Genomic DNA, 10,569 nt, shown 5'->3' with positions numbered 1-10,569 from the left:
GAGCCGCCCCTGCCCCCGCACACCGAAGTGGTCCTGGCCCGCGGCCCGTTCACCGTCGCCGACGAGACGGTACTGCTGCGCGCCCACCGCATCGAGGTCCTGGTGACCAAGGACAGCGGCGGCGACGCGACGTCCGCGAAACTGACGGCCGCCCGCGAACTCGCCCTGCCCGTGGTCGTCGTACGACGCCCCGCACTGCCGGCCGGCATCACACCGGTACCGGACGTGGCGGCGGTACTGGACCGGCTGGGCTTCAGCGGCCGGTGACCACGGAGGCCTGGGGGCTACTGCTCGCCGGGGTGCCTGCGCAGCAGGTACGTGTCCATGATCCAGCCCTTGCGCTCCCGTGCCTCGGCCCGCACCTGCTCGATGCGCGGGCCCGCCTCCCCGATCGGTCCGGAGACGAGGATCTCGTCCGGGGTGCCTATGTAGGCGCCCCAGTAGATGTCGATGTCCTGGTCGGCGTACTGCCGGAAGGTCTGGTGCGCGTCCAGCATCACCACCACGTCGTCCACCCCGTCCGGGAACCCCTCGGCCAGCCGCCGCCCGGTGGTGATCTGCACCGGCCGCGCCACCCGGTTCAGCCCCGTGCGGTGCCGGGCCACCAGCGACGAGACGCTGCTGATGCCGGGCACGACGTCGTACTCGAACGCCACCACTCCGTGCTCCAGCACCTCCTCCAGGATCCCGAGCGTGCTGTCGTACAGCGAGGGATCCCCCCACACCAGAAAGGCGCCCGTGCCGTCCTCGCCCAACTCCTCGGCGATCAGCCGCTCGTAGATCCCGGCGCGGGCACTGCGCCAGTCCTCCACGGCCGGTGAGTACGCCGCCCCGCCCGCCCGGCGGTCCCGCTCCGGGTCACGGGCCTCCACCACCCGGTACGAGCCCTCGGGCAGGTGTGCGTCGAGTATGTCCCGGCGGAGCTGGGTCAGATCGCTCTTCACCTCGCCCTTGTCGAGCAGGAAGAACACGTCCGTGCTCCGCAGCGCCTTGACCGCCTGCAGGGTCAGCTGGTCGGGGTCGCCCGCGCCGATACCGATGACATGAATCTTTCGCACGCCCCCGAGTCTGCCGCATGCCACTGACAGTGCCGCCACCCGCCCTCTGACGAGCCGCTACGCCGTGCGCCGACGGCCCGCGGACACCGTCTCCGCGGACGACCGGCGCAGAGCGGACCGGTGTGGCAGAGTGCCGCCGGGGGCCGCGACCGGGCTCCACGGGCCCAAGGGGCGGGCGCGTACCGGGGGATGCGAGGGGGCCGCGGGTGGCACGCGTGGTGGACGGGCGGTTCGAGCTGCTCGCACGTCTCGGGGGCGGCGGCATGGGGCTCGTGTGGCGGGCACGCGACCTGTTGCTGCACCGCGAGGTGGCGGTCAAGGAGGTCCGGCCGGGCGACCCGGGACTCGCCGAGTACGACCCCGAGGCCGCCGCCGCACTCCGGTCACGGGTGCTCCGGGAGGCCCGGGCCCTCGCCCGCTTGACAGACCCGCACGTGGTGACCATCCATCACATCGTCGACGGCGACGCGTATCCGTACCCGTGGATCGTCATGGAACTGGTCACCGGCGGCTCCCTCAAGGAGCGGCTCGACCGGGGCCCGCTCGCGCCCCGCGAGGCGGCTTCGCTGGGCCGGGGAGTGCTCGCGGGGCTGCGCGCCGCGCACGCGGCCGGGATCCAGCACCGGGACGTGAAGCCGCCCAACATCCTGCTGCGCCCCGACGGCACCCCGGTCCTCACCGACTTCGGCATCGCGTCGGTCCACGGTGCCACCGCGCTCACCGCCTCCGACTCGGTCATCGGCACGCCCGACTACATGGCGCCGGAGCGGGTGCGCGGCGAGGACGGCGGTCCGGCCGCCGACCTGTGGTCGCTCGGGATGACCCTGTATGTGGCGGTGGAGGGGCACAACCCCTTCCGGCGCGGCAGCACCCTGGCGACACTGGCGGCCGTACTCGGCGAGGAGGTGCCGCCGCCCCGGCAGGCCGGTCCGCTGATACGGGCGCTGACGGAGGTGCTCGTCCGGGACCCGGCGGCCCGCCCGGACGCGGAGACCCTGGACCGTCTCCTCGCCGAGGCCGAGGGCAGTGTCACGGTAGGGCTCGTGCTGCCGTCCGACGCGATCCCGGCGCCGCACGCGCCCGAACAGACATTCCCGGACGACAGCCCCGCCGACGAGCCGAACGCTCCCTCCGGCGCGCCTGCCGCAGGAACCGATGTCGGATCCGGATCCGGCCCGCGGCCCGACGCCGGCGCGGCAGCGGACCCCTGGCACGGGGCCGCGAACGCTCCGTGGCCGCCGCCCGCCGCCCAGCCGCCCACCTTCCCACCGCCCACCTTCCCACCGGCCACCTTCCCGCCGCCCGTCGCACCGGCGGGTACGCCAGCCGCCCCGCGTCGCGCGAAACGCCGCCCCGCGCTGGTCGCCGGCGCCGTCGCGCTCGCCGTCGTGGCCGGCGGGGTCGTCTGGACCCTGCTGCCCGACGGCTCAACGGGCTCCGACGCCAAGGGCCACGGCACGAGTGCCTCCACCCCCTCCGCTTCCTCCACCTCCTCCGCGCCGCCGTCGAGCGGGCGCGGCGGGAAGAAGATCTCCATCGGCATCAAGTTCGATCAGCCCGGCCTCGGCTGGAAGAACGCGGACGGCACGTACGCCGGGTTCGACGTGGACGTGGCGACCTACATCGCCCGGGCGCTCGGCTACGACCCCGCCCACATCACGTGGAAGGAGGCGAGGAGCAGCGAGCGTGAGACCCTGCTCGGCCGCGGCGACGTGGACCTCGTCGTCGCCGCGTACACGATCAACGACAGCAGGGAGGAAAGGGTCGACTTCGCGGGTCCGTACCTGGTGGCCCATCAGGACGTGCTCGTGCGGGCCGACGACACCTCGGTCACACGCGGGGCCGACCTGAACGGCAAGAAGGTCTGCGCGGTCACCGGCTCCTTCCCCGCGCTCAACCTCCGGACCAAGGTCGCCCCGCAGGCCGTGCTCACCGAGCACGACACCTACCCGCCCTGCCTCGACGACCTGGCGAGCGGCGCGGTCGACGCGGTCACCACCGACGACAGCATCCTCGCGGGCTACGCGGCCCAGGCCCCGTACAAGGGAAAATTCAAGCTGGCGGGCCTCGCCCTGTCCGACGAGCGCTACGGCATCGGCCTGCCCGAGGGCAGCACGCGCAAGGGCCGGGTCCAGTCGGCGCTCGCGGCGATGGTCGCGGACGGTTCCTGGGCGCGGGCCGTCCGGAAGAACCTGCCACTGCTGACCCCGGACCCGGACTCGCTCCAGAGCTGAGGCCGCGGCCTACGCCGTCCGGTCGGACGACAGAGGGGGAGCCTCGGCCTCCGCGTCGACGGGCCCGGCCCCCTGCTCCACCCGCCCGGCCAGCTCCCGGGCCCACCCGGCGATCCCGCCCAGATCCATCCCGTACGGCCGCCCCTCGCCGCTGTCCGCCGCCCACGCCTCGACGGCGCCGGCGCCGCGCCGCAGCAGCCGGGCCCCGCCGGTGACGTTGCCGCGGGCCGCGTGCGTGAGCCCCACGGCCAGCTGGGCGAGTCCCCGCCACAGCGTGCGCTCCGCCTCGGGACCCGACTTCCAGGCGTCCTCGAACACCTCGTGCGCATGGAACGGCTTCCCGGCGTCCAGCAGCGCCTGCGCCTCGGCGACCGTCTCCCGCGGGGTGCGTACGACGCCCTCGGGCTGCCGGGGCACCCCCTGCGCGTCGTACGGCAGGGGCCTGCCCAGTCCGTCCCGGGGCCGTGCGCTGCGTGCCCGGCCGTCCGTGTCCCGGTCCCTGGCGTCCGCGTTTCCCATACGACCGATTGTCCCCTGCCGCCCGTGGGGCCCACTTCGGCGCAGCCCCGTACGTGGGGTAAAGTTCTGTTCGCGCGATCACGCGGGTCACCGCGAGTCAGCGCATCGGGACGTGGCGCAGCTTGGTAGCGCACTTGACTGGGGGTCAAGGGGTCGCAGGTTCAAATCCTGTCGTCCCGACTGGAGTCCGCTCCGTCGTTGCAGGTAAGGGCCCTGTCTCACAACAGTGAGACAGGGCCCTTGCTCATTTTGCGGCGCTTTGTGGGCCTGGACGGGGAGCTCGCAGGTGTTGACGCTGGGCCAGCTCTTCGTCGTCGACCAGGGTGAGCATGGGCTGACCCTGCGCACACATCATGGTGACGAGAAAGCGGCTCCAGGAGTCCGACCGGTTGTTCCCGTCCTGGTAGTGGATGACATCGCCGCCCGGCTCCCAGAACGTCTCCCCGGCCTTGATCACCCGTTCGGGCTCGCCTTCCAGCTCGAAGAGCATCTCGCCCTCCAGCATGTAGCCGAAAGCGGGTCCCGAGTGCCGGTGCGGAGGGGTGCCGGGGTCGCCGGGAGGGAACTCGACGAGGACGGTCATCACCTCTGCCCCCTCCGGAACGGATGTCGGTTTCACCGACTGCAGCACAGTGAGCGCCGTCTTCCATGCTTCCGAGCGCGGTCGGCTCTCAGTGCTGTCTGCTGCCGGCTCGTCGTTCGACATGGCGAGGCCTCCAGTGGTGGGCCGGCTGGTTCAGGAGAGCCAGTCGCTGTAGTGGGTGTCCATCGAGGTCTGGAAGAACGCCGGTGAGGCGTCGTCGAAGGTCGGAGTATTCGTCAGGTTGACGTTCATCGCGCACCGACAGGTCATGCGTCCAGACTGCGGTGGTGCGGTGCGCGGCGCACGCGGACTGTGCGCTCCTGGGCACTCGCAGGTTCAAATCCTGCCGTCCCGACCAGCTCTGATGCCGGTCGGAGGTCGTCTTCTCAGGAATGAGGAGACGACCTTTTCGTGTCTGCGGGACCGCCGTGCTCGTCCTTCCCGGCCTTCTTGTCGGCCTCCCCGTCGGGGAGCCTCGGGCGCTGGTCCCCGGTGGCGATCTTGGCCACCATCCCGGCGAGCTGCCCGCAGGCTCGCGCGATCTCCCGCTGGGTCTGGTTCCGCTCGCTGATGATGGCGGCGACCACCAGCGCGGTCAGCGAGGCAGAACCGTTGTACGCCTGGAGGGTGATCATGTTGACGAGCAGGTCATGACCGGAGAAGGGGCCCGTTCTCCGCGCGGCAGCGATGATCGCGAAGGTGGACACGGCCAGTGCGCAGGGCGCGGCCCCGGCCAGCTGGAAGCGGAAGGCCGCCCAGATCAGCAGCGGGAAGCCGAGGAACAGGAGCGGCGTGGGACCGGTCTCGATGACACCGACGCTGACGGTGGCCGCCACAAGCAGCAGTCCCTCCACCCACCGCAGCGGCGGCGCATCCCTCGGCCGGCGAGCCGAGCTGAGGACGAGCAGGACCGGCGTGACCACGAGAACGCCCATCGCGTCGCCGGTCCACCAGACCGACCACGTCGGCCAGAAGCCCCCGGTGCCCAGGCCACCGGCGAGGACCAGGGTCGCGCTGCCCGTCGTCGCGCTGATCAGCATCCCGGCGAACGCGCCGAGAAAGATCAGGGCGAGCGCGTCCCACAGACGGTCCAGTTCGTTCCGGAAGCCCATGTGGCGCAGCAGTGCGTAGGAGCAAAGGGGTGCCAGGGTGTTTCCCGCCGTGATCGCGAGTACGGCCGGGAGCGACGGCCCCAGCGAAATGTTGACCAGGAAGGCGCCGAGTGCGATCCCGGGCCAGACCCTCGGGCCGCGCAGGAGCAGACCCGCCACCGCTATTCCGCTCGGCGGCCACAGCGGGGTGACCTGGCCGCGCACCAGTTGCTGGAGCAGTCCTGCCTTGGCCGAGCCGTAGTACAGCGCGGCGAGGGTACAGATCTCCAGAACGGCCACCACACCACCGCGGCTGAGTTGTACATGCCGCGCGAAAGCCATCGGGCGACCTCCGGAATCGGCATCACCCATAGGCCCATCATCCGCTGGATCCGCCGGATCCTCCAACGAGTGGCCGACCCGGGGTCAGGCCGGCGGCGTGCGCACGGCGAGGATGGCCATGTCGTCGTGACCATCGCTGGGGTGGTGATCGGCCAGAGCCTGGACGAACGCGGGCAGGGGCAGGGCGGCGTGTTGCACGGCGAGATCGGCGAGTGCGTTCAGACTCTCGTCGATGGAGTGGTCGGGACGCTCGACCAGCCCGTCGGTGAAGAAGACCACGGTGGCGTCCGGGGGCAGGAAGCGGGAGTGGTTCGGGCGGGGCTGTGCGGTGTCGACGCCGAGCGGCAGTCCGGGCTCGGCGAGCAGATAGGCCACGCGGCGGTCACGGGTGAGCAGCAGGGGCGGGAGGTGGCCCGCGGTGCTCCAGTGGAGTTGCCACCCTGATCCCTCCGGTTCGAAGCGGGCCAGGGTGGTGGTCGTGACGGGATTGTTCGTGATGGCCTCCAGAGCGCGGTCGAGCTGGGCGAGGACCGCGCCGGGCGGACTGCTCCGGTCGAACAGCAGAGCACGCAGCATGTTGCGGGTGGAGGCCATGGCTGCCGCGGCCCGCAGATCGTGGCCGACCACGTCACCGATCACGACCGCCACCACGTGGTCGGGCAGGAGGATGGCGTCGTACCAGTCCCCGCCGAGCTGACTGGGCTCGGCGGCGGGCCGGTAGACGGCGGCGGCGGTGAAGGGCCGCAGGTCGGGCAGGGTGGGCAGCAGTAGTCGCTGGAACTGCTCGGCTCCGAGCCGAATTCGTTCGAACAGTCGTACGTTTTCGATCGCGATGCCGGCGGCGCTGGCCAGGGCGACGACGACGTTCTCGTCGTGCATGTCGAAGGGCTTTCCGTCCTGCCGCTCGGAGAGGTACAGGTCGCCGTAGATCTCGCCGCGCACGCTGATGGCGACGCCGAGCAGGGTGCGCAGGTGCGGATGGCCGGGCGGGAACCCGGTGGAGGACGGATGGGCCGGGATGTCGTCGATCCGCAGGGGTTCGGGGTAGCGGATCAGGTGGCCGAGGACACCCAGGCCGCGAGGCAGGCCCGTCTCGGCCAGAGCGATGCGTTCCTGCTCGGACAGGCCGGCCGTGATGAACTGCTCCAGGCGCTCCCCGGATTCGTCGAGTACGCCCAGTGCCCCGTAGCGGGCGCCGACCAGGTTCATGGCGGTGGTCACGATGCGCTGCAGCACCGCGGGCAGTTCCACCTCACGGCTGATGGCCACCACCGCGTCCAGCAGGCCCTGCAGCCGGTCCATGGAGGACAGCAGGGAGCGCAGCTGCTCGTCGATCCGGCCCAGCTCGGAGCGCAGGCGCACGTGCAGGTCGGGGAGGTGCGGCTGCCTCGGCTGTCTCCGCTGCCTCTCTCGCGCCATCACCGGCGCCCGGTGGACTGATGCCCGGTCCCGGTCATCGTGGGGCCTGCTCGTCGGTCACAGCGGATCCGCCCGTGCAGCCCCTGACTCGAGCAGTGCATCGCGGCCTCCTTCCACGATCCCGATCACCATCAGGGCGGACGGCCATCGCGGCGTCGTCATCGATTGTGGCACCGGCGCTCATGCGCCGCGGGCTGTGCGGCCTCTGTGTGACAGCCGCGCCGCCTCGTCAGGCGTACGTCGACGCAGGCATCGCCATGGAACGGTCCACGCCCTCACTCGGGCCGACGAGCCTGCGGGCTGTCCTCGTTCGAGCACGTCAGCGCGTCGGCCCCTGGCCGGCGGCCGGATTCCGCCATCCTGTCAGTGGGCGGCCTGTCCGAATCCGGCCCGCCGGGGCCGACTGGGGCTGCCCAGCCCGGTCCTGGGAAGGAGAACGGTTGCATGACACCTTCGCCTCGGGTCTCGCACGCTGCCCCGCCTCTCCCCGGCTCTCCGCGCGGCGCGCTCCCTGACTCGCTCCTCGGCTCTGTCCTCGACGAGGCCCGCCGGCTGGCCCCCGAAGCGGTCGCCCTGCGCCGCGCCCTGCACAGCAGCCCGGAGCTGGGCCTCGACCTGCCCGGCACGCAGCGCCTGCTGCTCGACGCGCTCGACGGCCTGGGGCTGGAGCTCCGTACCGGCCGCGCCCTGTCCTCCGTCACCGCGACCCTCAGCGGACCGGCCGACGGGCCGGCGATCCTGCTGCGCGCCGACATGGACGCGCTGCCGGTCACCGAGGAGACCGGACTGCCGTACGCCTCGCGGACCTCCGGGCTGATGCATGCCTGCGGGCACGACGCCCACACGGCGATGCTGGTGGGCGCCGCACGGCTGCTCGCCGCCCGGCGGGCGGACCTGCCGGGCAGCGTCGTGTTCATGTTCCAGCCCGGCGAGGAGGGCCACCACGGAGCCCGCCACATGATCGAGGAGGGGGTTCTGGAGGCATCCGGACGCAGCGTTGACGCCGCCTTCGCCCTTCACGTGCACCCGAACCTGCCCGCCGGCGCGCTGCGGCTGCGCCCAGGCCCGCAACTGGCGGCCTCCGACCGGTTCCGGGTCGTCGTCCGCGGGCGCGGCGGCCACGCCTCGGCGCCGCACACCGCCTGCGACCCGGTGCCGGTGGCCTGCGAGATCGTGCTGGCCCTCCAGACGATGGTCACCCGCGGCCTGTCCGCCGACGACATGGCCGTCCTCAGCGTGACCCGCCTGAGGGCGGGCAGCGCCGCCACGGGCGTCATCCCGGACACCGCGGAACTGGGCGGCAGCCTGCGCACCGTGTCCGAGCCGACGCGGCAGCGGCTGCACGAGGCGATCGCCAGAGTCGCCCAGGGGGTGGCAGCCGCCCACGGAGCGACGGCGGAGGCCACCGTCGAACCCGGTTACCCGGTCACCGTCAACGACCCGGGCTTCACCGACTTCGTCCTGCGTACGGCCACGGAAGTGCTCGGCACCGAGGCGGTGGACGTGCTGACGGCCACCCAGATGACGGCGGAGGACTTCAGCTACGTCCTGCGGGCCGTGCCCGGCGCCCTGGCTTTCCTCGGCGCGTGCCCTGCGGGCCTGGCCCCGCCTGAGGCGCCGTCACTGCACTCGCCCCGTATGGACATCGACGAGGACGTGATCGCCTCGGGCATCGCCTGCGCGGCGGCCGTGGCCCTGGCCTTCCTCGCGGGCGCCGGAGCGGGTGCCGGAACGGACGGCGGACCGGAGCCCGCGCGGTGAGGGATCAGACGTACCCGCCGCGCCGGTGACGCACGGCGGAGGCCACGACGACTTCACGCCGGTTCCGGGCGCCGCCGGCCCGCCATCACGGCGTAGACGACGATCCCGGCGAACAGGAACAGCACGCCCTGGTACACCGCCGCGTAGCCGGAGCCCGCGACGAGCCAGATGGAGAAGGCGACCGCCACCGCGGTGATCACGGAGTCCCGTGCCAGGCGTGCCCGGTCGACGGCCTGCCGGCGGCCGGAGACGAGGTGGAAGACCTGCGCGGCGGTGGCCAGCAGGTAGGGCACGGTCGCGGTGAAGGTGGTGACGAGGACCAGGACGTCGAAGACCTTCGCCGAGCCCGCCATGTAGTTGTAGACGGTGAGCAGCGAGGAAAGGACGACCGTGACGCCGACCCCGACCGTCGGAACGCCGCGCCGGCGGCGCGTGAAGGCTGCGGGGAACAGCCCGTCCTGCGCGGCGGCGTACGGGGTCTGGGCGCTCAGCAGGGTCCAGCCGTTGAGACAGCCGGCGATCGACACGAGCGCGGCGAGCGCGACGGCCCAGCCGCCCCAGGAGCCGCCGAACATGGCGTTCACGGCGTCCGAGAACGGCGCGGTGGACTTCACGAGCCGGTCGTGCGCGACCGTGCCGAAGACGGACAGCGTGCCCAGCAGGTAGACCAGCGCGGCGCCCGCGGTGCCGATGACGGTGGCGCGGCCCACGTTGCGGCGGGCGTTCTTGACCTCGCCCGCGCTGACCGCGGCCGACTCCACACCGAGGTAGGAGAAGAGCAGGAGCGCGGCGCAGGCGGACACCGCGCCGGCCGTGCTGCCGCCGCCCGCGTGGAACGGGCCGAGCTTGTCCGGGTCGAAGAAGAACAGCCCGCCGACCGCGACCAGCAGCAGCGGCGCGAACTTCAGCACGGTGGAGACGAGTTGGACGGCGCCCACGTAACGGGTGCCCGCGAAGTTGGCGAGCGCGGGCAGCCACTGCAGTGCCAGCGCGGCCAGGCACGCGCTCCAGCGGTGGCCGTTCACCGGGATCAGTACGTCGAGATAGCCGACGCCGGCGACGGCGATCGCGGCGTTCGACACCCAGGTGGTGATCCAGTAGGCCCAGGCGGCGAGGAAGCCGGCGAAGTCGCCGAAGGCCTCGCGGGCATAGACGTACGGTCCGCCGGTGCGCGGGTCGCGTTCGGCGAGCCGGCCGAACACCAGGGCCAGGGCGATGGCGCCGACGGTCAGGACACCGAAGGCGAGCAGGCTGACCGTGCCGTAGGGGGCCACGGAGGCCGGGAGCAGGAAGATGCCGCCGCCGATGATGTTGCCCATGACCAGGGCGGTGGCGACGGGCAGTCCGAAGCGGCGGGCGTGCTTGTCGCTGTCGCCGTGGGGGTCCCCGGCGGAAACCACGGGGGTCTCCGACGGGGCCGGAGCCGTCTGCGCGGCGGTTCCGGTGACGTGCATGGGGGGTGCGCCTCTCATCGAACGAATGTTCCCGGGATCGCCGGGACCGAGCCATGGTCGGGGATGCCCCAGGCTCCGGACAAATCGCCGTTTCTTGTCCCGTCAGGC

Annotated in this window: 9 protein-coding genes and 1 tRNA gene; 4 read left to right on the top strand and 6 right to left on the bottom strand. The window is 72.3% G+C overall.

Annotation, left to right across the window (positions count from 1 at the left end; genetic code table 11):
• On the top strand, positions 1-267 hold a 267-nt coding region (locus ACWD35_RS12185; RefSeq protein WP_451351088.1), incomplete at its 5' end, for a precorrin-6A/cobalt-precorrin-6A reductase.
• A gap of 17 nt (positions 268-284) precedes the next feature.
• Here ACWD35_RS12185 and cobF read toward each other — a convergent pair.
• Positions 285-1,058: a precorrin-6A synthase (deacetylating) gene (gene cobF, locus ACWD35_RS12180; protein ID WP_451351087.1), complete on the bottom strand. Its 774-nt coding sequence runs from the start codon at positions 1,056-1,058 to the stop codon at positions 285-287.
• A 263-nt stretch (positions 1,059-1,321) separates the two neighbouring features.
• Between cobF and ACWD35_RS12175 the strand changes: the two genes are divergently transcribed.
• Entirely contained in the window at positions 1,322-3,292 is a 1,971-nt protein-coding gene (locus ACWD35_RS12175) for a bifunctional serine/threonine-protein kinase/glutamate ABC transporter substrate-binding protein (RefSeq protein WP_451351106.1), read from the top strand.
• A 9-nt stretch (positions 3,293-3,301) separates the two neighbouring features.
• Here ACWD35_RS12175 and ACWD35_RS12170 read toward each other — a convergent pair whose 3' ends face one another.
• Positions 3,302-3,811, bottom strand: a complete 510-nt coding sequence (locus ACWD35_RS12170) for a DUF309 domain-containing protein (RefSeq protein ID WP_451351086.1) — start codon at positions 3,809-3,811, stop codon at positions 3,302-3,304.
• Positions 3,812-3,917: 106 nt separating this feature from the next.
• On the opposite strand from ACWD35_RS12170, the gene ACWD35_RS12165 reads away from it, so the two are divergent.
• A tRNA-Pro gene (locus tag ACWD35_RS12165) sits at positions 3,918-3,991 on the top strand.
• Positions 3,992-4,055: 64 nt separating this feature from the next.
• Here ACWD35_RS12165 and ACWD35_RS12160 read toward each other — a convergent pair.
• The 3 genes from ACWD35_RS12160 to ACWD35_RS12150 form a co-directional block, all read right to left on the bottom strand.
• Complete coding sequence (locus tag ACWD35_RS12160; protein WP_451351085.1) at positions 4,056-4,517, bottom strand: cupin domain-containing protein; 462 nt, start codon at positions 4,515-4,517, stop codon at positions 4,056-4,058.
• Positions 4,518-4,780: 263 nt separating this feature from the next.
• Positions 4,781-5,827, bottom strand: a complete 1,047-nt coding sequence (locus tag ACWD35_RS12155) for an MASE1 domain-containing protein (RefSeq protein ID WP_451351084.1) — start codon at positions 5,825-5,827, stop codon at positions 4,781-4,783.
• An 84-nt stretch (positions 5,828-5,911) separates the two neighbouring features.
• Positions 5,912-7,246, bottom strand: a complete 1,335-nt coding sequence (locus ACWD35_RS12150; protein WP_451351083.1) for a PP2C family protein-serine/threonine phosphatase — start codon at positions 7,244-7,246, stop codon at positions 5,912-5,914.
• A 444-nt stretch (positions 7,247-7,690) separates the two neighbouring features.
• Here ACWD35_RS12150 and ACWD35_RS12145 point away from each other — a divergent pair, with 444 nt between their 5' ends.
• The gene (locus ACWD35_RS12145; protein WP_451351082.1) at positions 7,691-9,007 is read left to right on the top strand and encodes a M20 metallopeptidase family protein; all 1,317 of its coding nucleotides are present in this window, start codon (positions 7,691-7,693) and stop codon (positions 9,005-9,007) included.
• Positions 9,008-9,060: 53 nt separating this feature from the next.
• Here ACWD35_RS12145 and ACWD35_RS12140 read toward each other — a convergent pair whose 3' ends face one another.
• Positions 9,061-10,461 (bottom strand): amino acid permease, encoded by a 1,401-nt coding sequence (locus ACWD35_RS12140; RefSeq protein WP_451351105.1) that lies wholly within the window; start codon positions 10,459-10,461, stop codon positions 9,061-9,063.
• Positions 10,462-10,569 lie beyond the last annotated feature (108 nt).

The sequence above is a fragment of the Streptomyces sp. NPDC002671 genome, assembly GCF_053592475.1.
Note: the sequence above shows the minus strand (reverse complement) of the source record. Positions and strands in the feature narration are given on the sequence as shown.

What these genes read in the sequence shown, in the direction of transcription:
- ACWD35_RS12175 (WP_451351106.1), top strand. Translation starts at nt 1,322, where the DNA reads ATGGGGCTCGTGTGGCGGGCACGCGACCTGTTGCTGCACCGCGAGGTG.
- ACWD35_RS12170 (WP_451351086.1), bottom strand. Translation starts at nt 3,811, where the DNA reads ATGGGAAACGCGGACGCCAGGGACCGGGACACGGACGGCCGGGCACGC.
- ACWD35_RS12160 (WP_451351085.1), bottom strand. Translation starts at nt 4,517, where the DNA reads ATGTCGAACGACGAGCCGGCAGCAGACAGCACTGAGAGCCGACCGCGC.
- ACWD35_RS12155 (WP_451351084.1), bottom strand. Translation starts at nt 5,827, where the DNA reads ATGGCTTTCGCGCGGCATGTACAACTCAGCCGCGGTGGTGTGGTGGCC.
- ACWD35_RS12150 (WP_451351083.1), bottom strand. Translation starts at nt 7,246, where the DNA reads ATGGCGCGAGAGAGGCAGCGGAGACAGCCGAGGCAGCCGCACCTCCCC.
- ACWD35_RS12145 (WP_451351082.1), top strand. Translation starts at nt 7,691, where the DNA reads ATGACACCTTCGCCTCGGGTCTCGCACGCTGCCCCGCCTCTCCCCGGC.
- ACWD35_RS12140 (WP_451351105.1), bottom strand. Translation starts at nt 10,461, where the DNA reads ATGCACGTCACCGGAACCGCCGCGCAGACGGCTCCGGCCCCGTCGGAG.